This window comes from Pseudomonas sp. Irchel 3H3 (genome assembly GCF_900187635.1).
In the GTDB taxonomy this organism is placed as follows: domain Bacteria; phylum Pseudomonadota; class Gammaproteobacteria; order Pseudomonadales; family Pseudomonadaceae; genus Aquipseudomonas.
The window spans coordinates 1-16,324 of the sequence record NZ_FYEC01000037.1; the positions used below are offsets into that span (position 1 = coordinate 1).

At 63.9% G+C, this 16,324-nt stretch carries 12 protein-coding genes; 2 read left to right on the forward strand and 10 right to left on the reverse strand.

All coding sequences use genetic code 11. From position 1 onward, the window contains the following. Positions 1 to 844: 844 nt before the first annotated feature. The 3 genes from CKW24_RS25120 to CKW24_RS25130 all read right to left on the reverse strand — a co-directional run bounded on the left by CKW24_RS25120 (position 845) and on the right by CKW24_RS25130 (position 5,672). A complete protein-coding gene (locus CKW24_RS25120; RefSeq protein WP_095171246.1) occupies positions 845 to 2,413 on the reverse strand; it encodes an FGGY-family carbohydrate kinase in 1,569 nt (522 codons plus the stop codon). 75 nt (positions 2,414 to 2,488) lie between these two features. After that, entirely contained in the window at positions 2,489 to 4,072 is a 1,584-nt protein-coding gene (locus CKW24_RS25125) for a glycerol-3-phosphate dehydrogenase/oxidase (RefSeq protein ID WP_095171248.1), read from the reverse strand. Between the two features lie 4 nt (positions 4,073 to 4,076). After that, on the reverse strand, positions 4,077 to 5,672 hold the full coding sequence (locus CKW24_RS25130) for an FAD-binding oxidoreductase (RefSeq protein ID WP_095171250.1): 1,596 nt from the start codon (positions 5,670 to 5,672) through the stop codon (positions 4,077 to 4,079). Between the two features lie 211 nt (positions 5,673 to 5,883). Here CKW24_RS25130 and CKW24_RS25135 point away from each other — a divergent pair, with 211 nt between their 5' ends. Beyond that, on the forward strand, positions 5,884 to 6,912 hold the full coding sequence (locus tag CKW24_RS25135; RefSeq protein ID WP_095171252.1) for an AraC family transcriptional regulator: 1,029 nt from the start codon (positions 5,884 to 5,886) through the stop codon (positions 6,910 to 6,912). Between the two features lie 505 nt (positions 6,913 to 7,417). On the opposite strand, the gene CKW24_RS25140 is transcribed toward CKW24_RS25135, so the two are convergent. The 6 genes from CKW24_RS25140 to CKW24_RS25165 form a co-directional block, all read right to left on the reverse strand. Continuing rightward, positions 7,418 to 8,887: an amidohydrolase family protein gene (locus CKW24_RS25140; protein ID WP_095171254.1), complete on the reverse strand. Its 1,470-nt coding sequence runs from the start codon at positions 8,885 to 8,887 to the stop codon at positions 7,418 to 7,420. 1 nt (position 8,888) lies between these two features. Then, positions 8,889 to 9,749, reverse strand: a complete 861-nt coding sequence (locus CKW24_RS25145) for a MurR/RpiR family transcriptional regulator (RefSeq protein WP_095171256.1) — start codon at positions 9,747 to 9,749, stop codon at positions 8,889 to 8,891. A gap of 13 nt (positions 9,750 to 9,762) precedes the next feature. Next, positions 9,763 to 11,112, reverse strand: a complete 1,350-nt coding sequence (locus CKW24_RS25150; RefSeq protein WP_095171258.1) for a GntP family permease — start codon at positions 11,110 to 11,112, stop codon at positions 9,763 to 9,765. A 347-nt stretch (positions 11,113 to 11,459) separates the two neighbouring features. Beyond that, positions 11,460 to 13,127 (reverse strand): gamma-glutamyltransferase, encoded by a 1,668-nt coding sequence (ggt, locus tag CKW24_RS25155; RefSeq protein ID WP_095171260.1) that lies wholly within the window; start codon positions 13,125 to 13,127, stop codon positions 11,460 to 11,462. Between the two features lie 139 nt (positions 13,128 to 13,266). Beyond that, positions 13,267 to 14,178 (reverse strand): LysR family transcriptional regulator, encoded by a 912-nt coding sequence (locus CKW24_RS25160; RefSeq protein WP_095171262.1) that lies wholly within the window; start codon positions 14,176 to 14,178, stop codon positions 13,267 to 13,269. Between the two features lie 44 nt (positions 14,179 to 14,222). Then, complete coding sequence (locus CKW24_RS25165; protein ID WP_095171264.1) at positions 14,223 to 14,819, reverse strand: NAD(P)H-dependent oxidoreductase; 597 nt, start codon at positions 14,817 to 14,819, stop codon at positions 14,223 to 14,225. A 203-nt stretch (positions 14,820 to 15,022) separates the two neighbouring features. Between CKW24_RS25165 and CKW24_RS25170 the strand changes: the two genes are divergently transcribed. Continuing rightward, a complete protein-coding gene (locus tag CKW24_RS25170; RefSeq protein ID WP_095171266.1) occupies positions 15,023 to 15,337 on the forward strand; it encodes a putative quinol monooxygenase in 315 nt (104 codons plus the stop codon). Here CKW24_RS25170 and CKW24_RS25175 read toward each other — a convergent pair. Next, positions 15,327 to 16,091, reverse strand: a complete 765-nt coding sequence (locus tag CKW24_RS25175; RefSeq protein WP_095171267.1) for a sulfite exporter TauE/SafE family protein — start codon at positions 16,089 to 16,091, stop codon at positions 15,327 to 15,329. The genes CKW24_RS25170 and CKW24_RS25175 overlap by 11 nt on opposite strands. Positions 16,092 to 16,324 lie beyond the last annotated feature (233 nt).

Genomic DNA, 16,324 nt, shown 5'->3' on the forward strand with positions numbered 1-16,324 from the left:
ATATTCGGTCCGGTAATCCTAGGCCGGGTCTATGCTAGAGAGGCAAAGAACGGGTACGTGTCGATAAAAGTGTTACCTATGTAAAGGTACTTTTTTGTAACCCATGTGGTTGTCCCGTACATACCCCCACCACTCGGTGCCTCGCTTAGGCTCGGCATGCCCGTACTCCGACATTGATTTGGGGGGCCGCCGCAATGGGCCGTCCCTGGCCCAGTGCGGCTAAACCGGCGTCCTGCCGGTTTACCCCCCAAATCAATATCGGACTCCGGCCAGCGTGGTTAACGGGGCGCCCCAGGATCAAAAACAAAGCGAGGCGGCCTGAAAGCCGACCTGATCGCTAGGGCATGCGCGGTGTAGCTTCTACTTCGTAAGACGCTGACGAAGTCAGCCATCTTTTGATCTGGCTCTGGCTTTTGCTTTGGTTCTGGCTTTTGATCCTGGGCGCCCCGTTAACCACGCTGGCCGAACGCAGGCTTGAAGCCGTGGGTAACCCGGCAGGACGCCGGGTTAGCCGCCCCGCGCCATGGATGGCGCGTGGCGGCGGCCCACGGATTCAAGCCGGAGTGAGGGCACACCGAGCCCAAGCGAGGTGCCAAGTGGTGGGGAAAGAGCGTTTTGCTTACTTTTGCGCTTCTCAAAAGTGAGCCGCCGTCAGGCGGAACCATAGGAAGCCGTTACCGCAGAAATGGATATGTACTCTGCCTAATCCAATACCCCAGAGGCCGCCACGGTAGCAAGCCCGCTCCCACAGGAGAAATTCGGACACCAGCAAAGATAGCGCAGTGCCAGGCTGCACTGGTGTTCGCTGTGCGGGCCCTATCGCGAGCAGGCTCGCGCCCACACATCAGGCGGGATACCCGGTGATCTGCCGAATACTCTGGTACAGCGGTTTGAGCTGACGGTACATGCGCAGGTAAACCTCCTTGTACAACCGCTCATACATCTGCTGCGCCTCGGGCTGTGGATAGAACACCGTACCAACCCGGGTCATGGACGCGATTGCCGAGGGGAAATCGGCATGCAGGCCAAGCCCCACCGCACAGCAAATGGCCGCCCCCAGCCCAGAAGCTTCATAGACATGCGGGCGCTCCGCCGGCAGGCCGAAAATGTCCGCCGTGAGCTGCATCGCCGCATCGCTCTGCGACCCGCCACCGGCCACCCGCAAACGCTGGATCGGCTGTTTGGAACGCCGCTCGAGATTCTCCTTGCCCTGGCGCAAGGCATAGGCCAGGCCTTCGAGGATCGCCCGGTAGATATGCGCCCGGGTGTGCACGTCGCCAAAGCCGATCATCGCGCCCTTGGCCTCCACCCCCGGCTCGCGGATGCCCGGCGACCAGTAGGGTTGCAGCATCAGCCCCATGGAGCCAGGCGGCACCGCGTTGACCAAGGCGTCGAACAGTTGCTCCGGCTCCAGCCCCTGCTCCTTGGCCTGCTGCATTTCCCGCAGGCCGAACTCATTCTTGAACCAGCTGACCATCCAGTAGCCACGGTAGATCATCACCTCGCAGTTGTACTGGTCCGGCACCGCGGCGGGGTACGGCGGAATCAACGGGACGATTTCCAGGTAGCGCGAGCGGGTCGTGGTGATGGTGGCCGTGGTCCCGTAGGACAGGCACACCGTGGCGGGGTCGACCACGCCGGCGCCCAGCACTTCACAGGCTTTGTCGGCTCCGGCGGCGATCAGCGGCACGCCCTCGGGAATACCGGTGTGCCGGCTGGCCTCGGCACTGATGTGGCCCAGGGTTTCCCCAGGCTTGAGCAGGCTCGGCAACTGCTCCGGACGGACCGCCAGCGCCTGCCATTTCCAGTCGGCAGGCGCGGCCCAACGCAGGCGCTTGAAGTCAAACGGCAGGTAACCGACGCAGCAGCCCACCGAGTCGACGAACCGCCCGCACAGGCGATGGGTGAGAAACCCCGAGAGCAGCAGGAACTTGTCGGTCGCCGCCCACACCTGGGGTTGATGCCGGGCGATCCAGTTGGCTTCGGCCTGGGCGCGAAAGTAGTCCACGGTGGCCTGGGCGCCGACCAGTTTGAACAGCCAGCCCCAGGGCCCCTTGATCCCGCCTTCGACTTCGGTCTGGCGCTGGTCGAGCCACAGGATCGCCGGGCGCAGGGCCTGGCCCTGGGCATCGACGTTGATCAGGGTGCCACGCTGGGTGGTCAGCGACACCCCGGCAATCTGCGAGCGGTCGACGCCGGTCTGCTGCCACAACAACTGGCAGGCCTCGCCCAGTTTGGCCCAGTAGTAGTCCGGATCCTGCTCGGCCCAGCCGGGCTGGCTGGAGTAGTAGGCCTGCAGCTCGACCTTGCCCTTGCCCAACAGATTGCCCTGCAGGTCGAACAGCAACGCGCGCACGCTCTGGGTGCCATTGTCGATTGCCAGCAGGTAGCGCTTATTCTTGTCGTTATCCATGGAGCTCTCTTGAATGGGCACTGATATCTACACATCGTTGGCAACTGACGCCCCGTAACAGCCTTGACGGGAGATTCATGGCAAACCGTGATGGCGTTGCCACAAGTCCCGATAACGCTGCTCTTCCGCCTGCCAACGGGCATCGTCCCAGCCCAGGCGGGGCTGGCACAGACGGCGAATGGCTGGCAGATAATCTGCCGCCCCTTGGGCCAGCAACAGGCCAATCCGGGTGCGGCGCAGCAGCAGGTCGTCCAAGTGCAGGATCAGTTCGGCGTCGCAGGCGAATGCCAGTTCCGCCCACAGGGTGTCGCTCGCGCCGACGCTGGCGCAGCCCAGTTGCTCGAGCAACCGCGCCAGGCGCGGCAAGTCGCGGCCATGGCGTCCGGCCAGGCGCCGCCACTGGCTGGCGCTGAGTCCGGGGATGGACAATGTCGGCACGCTGGCAAACACCGGCGCGCCGTCATCGCTGACCTCGCGCCCGAGCATCTGCCCACAGGCCTTTAGCACTTCCAGGGCCTGCGGGCGGAACGTGGTCAGCTTGCCGCCAGCCAGGGTCACGCAGCCGGGTTCGAGCCACAACACGTGCTCGCGGGTTTCATTGGACGGCTTGCCCGCTTGCTCGCCACGGGCGCTGCCCACCACCGGACGCACCCCCGACCAGGTCGACAGCACATCGTCTGCCACCACCTCGGCCTGGGGAAACTGCTGGGCACAGGCGGCCAGCAGGTACTCGAGTTCTTCGCTGCTGATGCTCGCGCTCTGGTCCAGATCATCCTGGTGATCGAGGTCCGTGGTGCCCACCACCGTGGCGCCCTCCCACGGAAATACAAACACCGGCCGCCGATCCCGCGCATGCAGGAAGGTCAAGGCCTGGGCCACCGGCAGGCGCCAGCCCGGCAGCAACAGATGACTGCCGCGCAGTGGGCGCAACTGCGCCGGGGCATCATTGGGCCGCAGGCGCTCGGCCCAGGCCCCGGTGGCCACCGCCAACGTGCGACAGCGCAACTGCAACGGCTCGCCGCCCTCGCTGTCCGCGACCTGCACCCCGCAGACCCGACCGTCTTCGCGCAGCAATTGCTCGACCCGCACGCCATTGAGCGCCAGAGCGCCATCCGCCCGCGCTTCCGCCAGCACCCGCATCACCAGGCGCGCATCGTCAGTCAGCGCATCGACAAAACAGGTGCCGCCCAGTAACTGGTCCTCCTTGAGCCCAGGGGCCAGGTAGCGCAGTTGCTGGGCGTCATGAAAGCGATGGTTACGCCGCCCGGCCAGGGCGTCGTACACCGTCAACAGCCCGCCGAACAGCCGCGGCCCGGGAAACCCGCCACGGTAGTGCGGCATCATGAAACTCATGGGCTCCACCAACCCCGGCGCTTCGTCGAGCAGGCGCTGGCGCTCGTGGACCGAGTCGCGGGTCAGGCGCCACTGGCCCTTGGCGATGTAGCGCAAGCCGCCATGGACCATCTTCGAGGAGCGGCTGGAAGTGCCCCAGGCAAAGTCGCGCTGCTCCAGCAACAGGCAGCGCCAACCGCGACGGGCCGCTTCGCGCAGGATCCCGGCGCCGCTGATGCCACCGCCGATGACGATCAGGTCCCAGCTCTGCTGCGCCAGGGTCGGCAAGACCTGCTGGCGCCACGCGGCATTCCAGTCCTGGCTCATGCCCTCACTCCTGCAGCAGGGTGCCGGGGTTCAGACGCCCGGCCGGATCGAAGTGTTGGCTCAGCGCCTGCAGGGTGTCCATGGCCAGCGCGCCCTTCTCGCGCAACAGGTAGGGGGCGTGATCCTTGCCCACGCCGTGCTGGTGGCTGATGGTGCCGTGGTGTTCGACAATGGTCTGGCTGGCCGCGTGCTTGAGCGCCTGCCAGCGCGCCAGGGTGGCTGGGTAAGTCGCCGCCGGGCGGAACACGTAGGTGGTGTAGATGCTCGAGCCTTCGCCATAGACATGGGACAGGTGGGTAAACACATGCACCTGCTCGCCTTCGGCCGCCAGACCGTCGCGCAGGCTGGTTTCGATGCGATTGAGCAGGTTGTCGACATTGCTCCAGTCAGTGGCGGTTTCCAGGGTGTCCACCACGTAGCCGGCGTTCCACAGGTTCTCGCGCAAGTAGGGAAAACGGAAACGGTTCTGGGCCCACTTCTTGCCCAGCAAGGTCCCGGTGAACACCCCGCCAAAGGCTTTCAAGTGCTGGCGGGCCTGGCTCAGGGACAGGGCATTCTGCCGCCGATTGCCGGTCACGCCGAAGGTCAGCAGGCATTTGCCGGCACCCGCCCCGCGCAGGGAAAGGTACTTCTCCAGCCAGGCGATCTGTTGCGGATGGCCAGCCAGGGCCAACTGGGTTTCGGTTTCCACGGCATTGGACAGGCGCAGCATCGACAGGGGCACGCGGGCCTGGGTCAACTGGCGGATGGCTTGCAGGGCCTGGCTCCAGTTCGGCAGGAACACTCCATAAAAACGTTCGTCGGCCGGCAGCGGGCTGATCCGCACCTTGACCTCGGAAATGATTCCGAACCGCCCTTCACACCCCAACACCACCTCACGCAGGTCGGGGCCCGCGGCCGAGGCCGGAAAGGTCGCGATCTGCAGCGGCCCGGCGAAGGTTTCCAGGGTGCCGCCGGCGAACAATTGCTCGATCCGCCCATAACGCAGCGACTGCTGCCCGCTGGACCGACTCGCCACCCAGCCGCCGAGGGTCGACAGCTCCCACGACTGCGGGAAATGCCCAAGCGTGTAACCCCGGGCACGCAACTGGCTTTCCACTTGTGGCCCGCTGGCGCCGGGGCCGAAGGTGGCCAGCAGGCTCTGCTCGTCGAGGTCGAGCAAACGGTTCATGTGGGCCAGGGACACCGTCAGCACCGGGCGGGTGGAGGCCGGGGGATTGATGTGCCCGGCCACCGAAGTCCCGCCACCGTAGGGAATCAGGCACAGGTCGCGCTCCTGGGCCAGCGCCAGCAACTCGCGGATCTGCTCGGCACTCTGCGGGAAGGCCACCCCGTCGGGGTAGACACCCAGCGCGCCCTCACGCAGTGCCAGCCAGTCCGGCAGGCTCTGGCCACGGGCATGCATCAGCCGGTCATGGGCCTGCACGCTATACAGCGGGTGCTCCGCCAGGCGCGAAGCCGGAACCCGGGCCAGGGCTGTTTCCAGTGTGGCGTCGGGCAATGCCCGTCCGGTGCCCACCCGTGCGGCGAGAAACCCCGCGCCCTGGGCCGGCAATTCGACCACCGTGGTTGCATCCCCCCAGCCGTTCCAGCGTCGCATGCGTGTGTCCTTTTGCGGTTCTTATAATTGACATTTCAGGCGCCTATACTAGCCAGCCCCCCGCGCCTGTCACGGTCGCATCCGGCCAGCGCGAGTAGCCAATTGAGCCAACACGCGAACCCGGCTCCAGGCATTTACTTTAGCTGTGCTTTCAAACTACCTTTCAGGGTCTTGACCCGCGCCAGTCTGCCTCGATCAAAGGACCCCGATCATGCAATCCCTCGGCTACACCTCGCTCCCCCCGCTGCTCAAGTACGTGCGCCATGCCGAACAGCTGGGTCTGGCCATCGAACCGGCGCTGGCGGCGGCCGGGTTGCAGGTCGAGCAATTGAGCGACAACAGCCTGCGCTTGCCGGGCGAGGCCCATGAACGCCTGCTGGATTATTTCTGCGAACACTCCGGCGACCCGTTGTTCGGCCTCAATTCCGCGCGCTTCGTGTTGCCCAACTCCTGGAGCGTGCTGGGCTACATCACCATGAACTGCGCGACCCTGGGCGACGCCATGAATCGCATCATGCCGTTCGAGAAACTGGTAGGCGACATGGGCGTCAGCCGCGCCGAGCTGCAGGGCGAGCACGTGCACCTGATCTGGAACTGCCGCCACCAGCGCCCGCGCATCCGCCGCCACCTGGTGGAAAACGTGCTGGGTTCGTGGCTGCAATATGCACGCTGGATCGCCGACACCCACCTCTCGCCCGCCGCGGTGTGGTTCGAACATGCGCTGCCGAGCGACACCGATCCGGCGTCCTACCAGCAATTCTTCGACTGCCCGGTACTGTTCGGCCAGCCCTATTCAGCACTGGTCGTGCCCCTGCCGTACCTGCAACTGCCACTGCGCCAGGCCGACGCACAATTACTGCGCACCCTGGAAGAACACGCCCTGGGCCTGATGGCCACACTGGAAGACGCCTCGCTGGAACAACGGGTGAAAAACATCCTGCGCCAACTGCTCAAGGAAGGCCTGCCGCGCAAGGAACAGGTGGCGGAACAGTTCGCCATCTCGGTACGAACCCTGCAGCGCCAACTGCACCAGGCCGGCACCTCGTACCAGCAGATCCTCGATGACCTGCGCCAGGAACTGGCCGAGCACTACCTGCTGCACAGCACCCTGCCGATCCAGGACATCGCCCAGTACCTGGGCTTCACCGAACCACGCTCCTTCCACCGCACCTTCAAAAGCCGCCGCGGCATGCCCCCCGGCGAATTCCGCCAGATGCACCGCGAGGCCGATGGAGACTGAGTCGAAGGCGGCGAGGACTGCGTCCTCGCGGGCTCGGCAGCTGCTACAGGGGATTGGGGTATTGCCGAGATATGCGGTGTGGCGCAGATCGTCATCGCGGGCAAGCCCGCTCCCACAAGGGAACGCGACACCAGGGCAAACAGGTCGGCCGGCAGGCCGCCTCGCCCGCTCTTACCACTCAGGCCGACTGCCAGGTCGCCGTGCTCTTGCTTTTGATCTTGATCCACCCGCCCCTTCGGCAGGCTGAGCGAAGGTGTCCATCAGGGGGCAGGCGCGTAGCGCCGTGCGGCGAAGCCGCATGCATCGAGAGGAGGTGCAGCGAAGCAAACCGTAGGCGATGCCCCCTGATGGATACCGTAGCGAAGGTACCCCGAGCCTTAGCGAGGGGCCGAACGCTGGGGCAAGACTTTTTGGGTACTTTTGTGTCGTCTGACAAAAGTGCCTCGCCGTAAGGGCGAAACCCTAAGCCGCCATTACCGCAGCAACGGATATGCCCCAAAAAACCCTAACTCACCGACACCCCAAACCCACCCCGCAAATCCCCCTCACGCGCCAGAAACCGCCCCTCCCGCCGCCCATTCGCCCGCCCATCCACATAACTGCGAACCCCATTGACCCACACCCCATCAATCCCCACCGCCGACCGCTGCGGATCACTGAAATCCGCCACATCGCGCACCAACAACGGATCAAACAACACCAGGTCAGCCCAATATCCCTGGCGAATCTCCCCCCGCGCCTGCAAGCCAAAGCGCGCCGCCGACAACCCCGTCATCTTGTGCACCGCAGTGTGCAATGGAAACAACCCGACATCCCGGCTGAAATGCCCCAGCACCCGAGGAAACGCCCCCCACAACCGCGGATGCGGAAACGGATCCTCAGGCAAACCATCGGAACCGATCATCGACAACGGATGAGCCAGGATCCGCCGCACATCCGCCTCATCCATGCCGTAGTAAACCGCGCCCGCCGGTTGCAGGCGGCGCGCCGCCTCCAGCAGCGGCACGTGCCACTCGCCAGCAATATCCAGCAGATCACGCCCACTGACCTGCGGGTGCGGCGTCGACCAGGTGATAGTGATGCGATGGGCATCAGTGACCTGCTTGAGATCCAGGGTCGAGGAACTGGCCGCATAGGGATAACAATCACACCCCACCGGATGGGTTTTCGCCGCCTGCTCCAACGCCGCCAGCAGTTGCGGACTGCGCCCCCAATTGCCAGCCCCGGCGCACTTGAGGTGGGAAATGATCACCGGGCTGCGTGCATGCCGACCGATCTGGAACGCCTCGTCCATGGCCTCCAGCACCGGTTCGAACTCACTGCGCAAATGGGTGGTGTAGACCGCACCGCACGCGCCCAGCTCCTCGGCCAGTTGCTGCACTTCGTCGGTAGACGCACTGAACGCACTGGCATACGCCAGTCCCGTGGAAAGGCCCAGCGCACCGTCCTCCAGGCTTTCGCGCAATTGCCCGCGCATGGCGCTGATCTCCTGCGCCGTGGCGGTGCGCAACAGGTCGTCGAGGTGGTTGCTGCGCAGCGCCGTATGGCCTACCAGCGCCGCCACGTTGACGCTCGGGTGCGCCGCTTCGACGGCCGCGCGGTAGTCGCGAAAACGCGGATAGACGAAGGCGGCCGCGGTGCCCAGCAGGTTCATCGGGTCCGGCGGATCGCCGCGCAGGCTCACCGGCGACGCGCTGATCCCGCAGTTGCCGACGATCACCGTGGTCACTCCCTGACTGAGCTTGGGCAACATCTGCGGCTGGCGGATGACCACCGTGTCGTCATGGGTGTGCACATCGATGAACCCTGGCGCCAGCACCCGTCCGGCCGCGTCGATGACCTCATCGGCATGGGCATCGCGCAAGTCGCCGATGGCTTCGATCCGGCCGTTGAAAATGGCCACGTCCGCCGGGTACGCGGGGCGGTTGCTGCCATCGATGATCGAGGCGTTGCGGATCAGCGTGTGGTACTGCATGTCAGTCTCCCAGCGGCAGATGGTCATCGCCGCCACGATAGTCGTCGAGGGCGAGCTTGATTCGCCGCAGACGCTCTTGATTGTCTTCAGGTTGCGCCAGTGCCAGCTCGGTGGCGAGCACGTCGATTGCCAGCAACAGCCCATAACGGGCGGCGGTCGGCTTGTAGATGAAAGAGGTTTCTGCCCCCTGCAACGGCAGCAGCACATCGGCCAGCGCGGCCAGCGGCGAGTCGCCCAGGGTGATCGCCAGCACCCGCGTGCCGTAGCTGCGCGCCAGCTCCACGGCTTCCAGCAGTTCCGGGGTGATGCCGGTCAGCGAGCAGGCGAGCAGTACGTGCTCCGGGCCCAGGGACGCGGCCGTTACGCGCATCATCACCGGGTCGTGGCAGGCGGCAATCGGGTAGCCGAGGCGCACCAGGCGCACTTGCAGTTCGGCGCTGCACTGCGCCGACCAGCCACCCATGCCAAAGGCATGAATCATCCGCGCCTGGCCCAGCAGTTTCACCGCATCGGCAAACCGCGACTCATCGAAACCCGACAGGTGTTGGCGCAGGGTGGTCTCGATGTCGCCGACAATCTGCCGGTAGAACGCCGACTGCGCCGGCCGCCCCGCCGGGTCGAGGAAGCGACTGCCGACACCACTGGCCTGGGCCAGTTGCAGGCGCAGGTCACGCAGGTCGCGACAACCGACACTGCGGGCAAACCGCGACAGCGTGGCACTGCTGACGTCGGCGCGCCGGGCCAGTTCGTCGAGGCTGGCCGAGGCGGCAAACCCGACGTCTTCGAGCATCAGTCGCGCGATGCGTCCTTCGCCGGCACTGAAAGAGTCCTGGCGGGCGCGGATCTGATAAAGGATGTCCATTTAGCGCACCTGTTCAAAGCACATAGGAAAGACCCAGGGTCAGGCCGAACGCGACCACCGAGATCAAGGTTTCCAGGACCGTCCAGGTCTTGAAGGTCTGGGCCACGGTCATGTTGAAGTATTCCTTGATCAACCAGAAGCCGCCGTCATTGACGTGGGAAAAGATAACCGAGCCTGCGCCGGTCGCCAGCACCAACAACTCCGGGTGCGGATACCCCAGACCAATGGCCACCGGCGCCACCACGCCGGACGCGGTGGTCATGGCCACCGTCGCCGAGCCCGTGGCGATGCGCATCAACGCGGCAAACAACCAGCCCATAAGCAGTGGCGACAGATGAAATTCATGGGCCAGGCTGACGATCTGATCAGTGACCCCGGCCTCCACCAGGATTCGGTTCAGGCCACCACCCGCCCCCACCAGCAAGGTAATGCTGGCGGTCGGCGCCAGGCATTCGTTGGTGAACTTGAGGATCGACTCGCGGCTGAAACCCTGGGCCAGGCCCAGGGTCCAGAAGCTCAGCAACGTCGCCAGCAACAGCGCGATCACCGAGTTGCCGATGAACAACAGGAACTGATTGAAGCCGCTGCCCGGCGTGGAAATCAGATTGGCCCAGCCACCGATCAGCATCAACACCACCGGCAACAGGATCGTCGCCATAGTGATGCCAAAGCCTGGCAGGCTGTCCCGTGGCTCGCGGTCGAGAAACTGCAGCTCCAATGGATTCTCCGCCGGCAATTGAATGCGCGGTACGATGAACTTGGCGTACAGCGGGCCGGCGATGATCGCGGTCGGGATACCCACCAGGATCGCATACAGCAAGGTCTGCCCCACCGACGCCTGATAGACCTGCACCGCCAGCATGGCCGCCGGATGGGGCGGCACCAGCGCATGCACCACCGACAAGCCGGCGACCATGGGCAGACCCACCATCAGAATCGACACCCCGACCCGCCGTGCGACGGTGAAGGCAATCGGCACCAGCAACACAAAACCGACCTCGAAGAACAGCGGCAAGCCCACCAGAAAGGCAATGCAGACCATCGCCCAGTGCGCGTTCTTTTCACCGAACCGATCGATCAGGGTACGCGCCATCTGCTCGGCGCCTCCGGACTCGGCCATCATCTTGCCGAGCATCGTGCCCAGCGCCACCACCAGCGCAATATGCCCCAGGGTCTTGCCCACTCCCGCCTCGTACGCCCCCACCACACCCGACGGCGGCATCCCGGCCACCAGGGCCAGGCCAATGGAAATCAGGGTAATGACGATGAACGGATTGAGCCGATAACGGGCGATCAGAACGATCAGTGCAATGATGGCCACGGCGGCATACACCAGCAGCCAATAGCCGAAAGACAGTGCCATGCGGTACTCCTCGAAAAGGGTCACGTCGATGTGTTGTGAAACTCATAAATCATTTCGAGAAGGTGTTTTCAAACGCAATGAAACTAACTTTCGCGCACAGACAAGAAGTGTCGCTAATGGATATGTCGTGTCGTGATTAATGAAAATGCGCAGGCGGGATTTTCATGCCCGACAAGGGCGACGCAGGACTAGAGGCCATCTGCGTGCGCGGGAGCCGACTTGCCGGCGAAGGCATTGGTAAGCGCGCCGCAGGGCAAGAGGGTCTGTTGCTGCGAGGCGCTGGCCCGATAAGCCCGCTCCTGAACCGAAGGCCGTGACACGGACCTTCGACAGGAGCGGGCTTCAGGTTATTTCACGACAGTGCCAACCCCACGCCCCCGTGGGTCGGAGGCGGTTTCCAGTTGGTTGCCGTTGATACGAATGGCCTGGATGTCGCCCATCTCCCAGCCCTGGTCTTCCAGGGTGTAGCCCATGGCTTTCAACTCGTCGGCGACCTTGCCGGTGAGTGGCGCGTAGGCGTCGTAGTAGATAGTGTCCTTGGGCAGCAACTGATGGTGGACGCGTTGCGCGGCCACGGCTTTTTCCAGCGGCAGGTTGTAGTCATAGAGGTTGTTCAGCACCTGGAAGATCGAGGTGAAGATCCGCGAGCCGCCCGGGGTCCCCAGGACCAGGGTGACCTTGCCATCGCGGGTCACCAGGCTCGGGCTCATCGACGACAGCATGCGCTTGCCCGGGGCGATGGCATTGGCGTCGCCGCCGACCACACCAAAGGCGTTGGCCACGCCGGGCTTGGAGCTGAAGTCGTCCATTTCATCGTTGAGCAGGAAGCCTGCGCCCTTGACCACTACACCGCTGCCGTAGTCCCAGTTGAGGGTGTAGGTGTTGCTCACCGCGTTGCCGTCGGCATCGACGATGGAGAAGTGCGTGGTCTGGTGGGGCTCCAGGCCTGGACGGACTTTTTCGGTTGGCGAGATGGCCGTAGGGTTGACCTCGGCCGCGCGTTTTTTCAGGTAGGCCGGATCAGTCAGCTGCTTGACCGGCACATCGGAAAACGCCGGATCACCCAGGTAGTCGGCGCGATCGGCGAACACCCGTTTTTCGATTTCGGCGAGCAGGTGAATGTACTTCGCCGAGTTCAGCTCGACGCCCTTGAAGTCCGCGGCGCGGTCTTCCTTGATGGCGATCAGTTGCGCCAGGGCGATCCCGCCGGAACTCGGTGGCGGCGCGGTGTACAGGGTATTGCCACGCCAGTTGACGGTCAGCGGCTCGCGCCAGTTGACCTTGTAGTCGTGCAGGTCTTGCTTGGTGATCAAGCCCTTGTCGGCCTTCATCTGGGCGATCAGCAGGTCCGCGGTCTGGCCTTGATAGAACTCGTTGGCGCCCTTGTCGGCGATGCGCTCCAGGGTCGCGGCCAGCTCCGGCTGGCGGAAGGTCTCGCCGGGTTTCATGCTGCCGAAGTAGTCGGCGAAGTTGGTGGTGCCGTTGAACAGCTTCAGCGCATCTTCGCGGTACTGGTACTGCTTGTCGGCGACCTTGAAGCCAGTCTTGGCGTAACCAATGGCCGGGGTGATCAGCTCGCTCCAGGGCAACTTGCCGAACTTCTGGTGCGCTTCCCACAGCCCCATCACCGTGCCCGGCACGCCGGCTGCGCGGGATCCTACCAGGCTGAGGTTCTCGATGACCTCGCCCTTGTCGTCCAGGTACATGTCACGGGTCGCCGCCTTCGGGGCGGTTTCGCGGTAGTCGAGGAAGTACGGCTTGCCGTCGATGAACATCGTCATGAAGCCGCCACCGCCGATGTTGCCGGCTTCCGGGTAAGTCACCGCCAGGGTAAAGGCGGTTGCTACCGCAGCGTCGACCGCGTTGCCGCCCTTCTTCAGGATCTGTGCGGCGACGTCGGCGCCATACTGGTTCGGCGCCGCCACGGCGCCCCCTTCGAGCAGCGCCGCGAATGATGACGAGCTGGCCGCAATCGCCACGGCGACCGTCAGGGTCTTGAACAAAACATAACGCATGAGATCCATCCTTTTCTTGTTATTGAGGCAGGTGGAACCATAGGCCCTGGCGTGGGTGTTGAGCAATCCAAAAACGCCAACGGCCACCCGCAGGTAGCCGTTTTGTGATGCGTTGCACTGACCGTGCCCTGGGGGTGAATCAGCCGTCGAACACCTCGTTGGCGTAGCCCGCCAGCTTGCCCTGGATAAAGTCCAGGAAGCACTGGATGCGCAAGGCCAGTTGCGAGTTGCGGTAGTACACCGCGTTGATCGGCTGACGGTAGCCGCTGTTGGCTTCGGCCAGCAGCAGCTTGAGGCGGCCGGCCTTGAGGTCGGCGATGGTCATGAAGTGCGAGAGGCAGGCGATGCCCTGCCCTTCGAGCGCCAGGTGACGCAGGGTTTCGCCGCTGGAGGCGCTGATGCTCGGTTCGATCTGCCAGCGGTCGCCGTGCACATGGCGCAGCGGCCAGTGGTTGAGGGTTTCGGTCTGGGTGAACCCCAACAGCGTATGCCCGGCCAGTTCGGCCACGGTGGTCGGGGTGCCGTGTCGTTCCAGGTAGGCGGGGCTGGCGAGGATGTGCAGCGGACTGCAGCCCAGCGAACGCGCGTGCAGGGTCGAGTCGGCCAGGGCACCGATGCGGATGGCAATGTCGGTGCTCTGCTCCAACAGGTCGATGATCAGGTCGTTGCTGTTGAGCTCCAGCTGGATGTCCGGGTACAGCCGGCGGAACTCATCGATGTAGGGCACGATGGCGTGCAGCATGAAGGGTGACGCCGCGTTGATCCGCAGACGCCCGGACGGCGTGCTGTGGCGTGACGACAAGCGTTCTTCCAGTTCCTCCATCTGATCGAGGATGCGCTTGGCCTGCTCGAAGAAATACTTGCCCTCTTCAGTCAGGTCCATGCGCCGCGTGGTGCGATTGATCAGCGTGGTGTCGAGCTTGGCCTCCAGGCGCGACAGCGTGCGACTGACCGCCGACGGCGTTTGCCCGACCTGCTCGGCCGCCGCGGATATCGAACCGCACTCGATCACGCAGACAAAAATCTGCAACTCATCGGATCTGGCTTTCACGTGTGTCCTCGTTCTCGGCAGCGCTTCTGGCTGCCGATACTAGCTCATGCAGCGGCCGGCAAGTTGAACACGGACTGCAGGTGCTGGGTGTAGCGGGCCACGTCGGCTTCGATGTTCGGACGTTTCATCACGTCGACGCAGAGGAAGGTCGGCAAGCCGCTCATCCCGAGGAACTGATTGGCCTTGTGGAACGGGAAATACACCGCGTCCACGCCCTTGGCTTCGAAGAAGTCAGTGGGGTCGTCGAACGCTTGTTGCGGAGCGTTCCAGGTCAGCGACAGCATGTACTGCTTGCCGTGGATCAGGCCGCCACTACCGTATTTCTGCGAGGCGTCGGAGCGGGTGCGACCGTCACTGGCGTAGAGGCTGCCATGGCCTTCGGTGAAGACTTCGTCGATGTACTTTTTCACGGTCCAGGGGGCACCCATCCACCAGCCCGGCATCTGGTAGATGATCACATCGGCCCAGAGGAACTTCGCGACTTCTTCAGCGATGTCGTACCCCTCGTCGATGTGGGTCACCTTGATGTCGATACCGCCCCGATCCAGCACGCTGATTGCGGCTTCATGCAGGGTGGTGTTGTAGCGACCGTCGGAGTGGGCGAATTGCTTGCCACCGTTGAGCAACAGAACTTTTTTCATGCAAGCCTCGTCATCTGGGTTTGATCCACCGCTGCCTGGAACAGGTGGCGGGGTCAGTAAGGTTTGATTCGATGACGGCAGGTTATAGATCGCCCCCCTGCTGAATAAGCCCTGTTGCGGCAAAATACATTTGACCTATACGCACGAATTAGCCACTGATTGTTGCCGTAAAATTCTCCTCATCCACTCAAGAGGAGTTCTCCATGAACCAGCAACAAGGCTTTATCCTGCACGCCAAAACCCGCCCGGAGCAGGCCGAGGCCTTTGCCGCGCTGTTCCACGCCTACGTCGAACCGAGTCGCGCGGAGCCGGGCTGCATCGAGTACCACATGCTGCGCGACCAGCAGGACTCGACACTGTTCATCTTCTACGAAATCTGGGCGTCCCAGGCTGATCTGGACCGGCACTCGAACCTGCCGCACATGCAGGCATTCTTTGCCAAGCGCATGGATTACCTGGAGCGCGATTTCGAGATCCGCCAGATCGACATGCTCAGCCCGTCATCCGCTAGCCGTTGACCAGCAGGTGAGCGCCAAGCAAGCCCAGTCCGATGAAAAACACCCGTTTGAACAGCACGGCGCTGATCCGCTGGCGCAACCATTGCCCCAGCCACATGCCGAGCACCGCGGGAATCAGCGCCAGCAGCGACGCACTCAGCTCTCCGCCGCCGAGTGCGCCGCGCCACAGCAGTGCGGCGGCCAGGGCCAGGGTCGAGACGCTGAATGACAGGCCCAGCGCCTGCACCAATTGATCCTTGCCCAACCCCAGCGCTTGCAGGTACGGCACCGCCGGAATCACAAAGACCCCGGTGGCCGCCGTGATGACCCCGGTCAGCACGCCACACAACGGTCCCAGCCAACGCTCGTGGCCGGCACCGACTCGCAAGGCGGGCAACAGCAAGCCGCTCAGGGCGTAGAGCAACAACGCGCCGCCCAACGCCCGCACCACCCACTGCCCGCCGTCGATCCCCAGCCACAGGGTGCCTGCGCCGGTGCCGAGAAAAATTGCCAACAGCATCGGCCACAACCGCCGCACCAGCGCGCGCAAGTGTCCGCCGAACGCCAGTTGCCAGAGGTTGGTCAGGGTCGCCGGGATAATCAGCAACGCCGCAGCCTGCGCCGGCGCCATAGCCAGGCCCAACAAGCCCATGGCGATGGTCGGCAGGCCAAGGCCGATCACCCCCTTGATCATGCCGGCCATCAGGAAGGTCACGATCACCAGCAATGAAAGGGCCAGACCGAGGTTTTGGTAAAACGCTAGAAGTGTGTTCATGGGCTTATCGTGGCGTGTTCGCGGGCTTGTGAAAATCTGCCATATACTGAGGCTGCCTCTTGCTTTAACAGAGTCAGAGATTTCATCGCGGCTGATGCCGTCATCGCGAGCAGGCTCGCTCCTACAGTATCGTGGGTGTGCCCATTGTCATTTTGTAGGAGCGGGCACCCGCTTGCGGCACCCGCTTGCGGCGCCCGCTTGCGGCCTGCTTGCGGCCTGCTCGCGAAAAACCT

Excerpts from the sequence above, each read along its gene's own strand:
- CKW24_RS25120 (WP_095171246.1), bottom strand. The coding sequence starts at position 2,413 with ATGGATAACGACAAGAATAAGCGCTACCTGCTGGCAATCGACAATGGC.
- CKW24_RS25125 (WP_095171248.1), bottom strand. The coding sequence starts at position 4,072 with ATGAGCCAGGACTGGAATGCCGCGTGGCGCCAGCAGGTCTTGCCGACC.
- CKW24_RS25130 (WP_095171250.1), bottom strand. The coding sequence starts at position 5,672 with ATGCGACGCTGGAACGGCTGGGGGGATGCAACCACGGTGGTCGAATTG.
- CKW24_RS25135 (WP_095171252.1), top strand. The coding sequence starts at position 5,884 with ATGCAATCCCTCGGCTACACCTCGCTCCCCCCGCTGCTCAAGTACGTG.
- CKW24_RS25140 (WP_095171254.1), bottom strand. The coding sequence starts at position 8,887 with ATGCAGTACCACACGCTGATCCGCAACGCCTCGATCATCGATGGCAGC.
- CKW24_RS25145 (WP_095171256.1), bottom strand. The coding sequence starts at position 9,749 with ATGGACATCCTTTATCAGATCCGCGCCCGCCAGGACTCTTTCAGTGCC.
- CKW24_RS25150 (WP_095171258.1), bottom strand. The coding sequence starts at position 11,112 with ATGGCACTGTCTTTCGGCTATTGGCTGCTGGTGTATGCCGCCGTGGCC.
- ggt (WP_095171260.1), bottom strand. The coding sequence starts at position 13,127 with ATGCGTTATGTTTTGTTCAAGACCCTGACGGTCGCCGTGGCGATTGCG.
- CKW24_RS25165 (WP_095171264.1), bottom strand. The coding sequence starts at position 14,819 with ATGAAAAAAGTTCTGTTGCTCAACGGTGGCAAGCAATTCGCCCACTCC.
- CKW24_RS25170 (WP_095171266.1), top strand. The coding sequence starts at position 15,023 with ATGAACCAGCAACAAGGCTTTATCCTGCACGCCAAAACCCGCCCGGAG.
- CKW24_RS25175 (WP_095171267.1), bottom strand. The coding sequence starts at position 16,091 with ATGAACACACTTCTAGCGTTTTACCAAAACCTCGGTCTGGCCCTTTCA.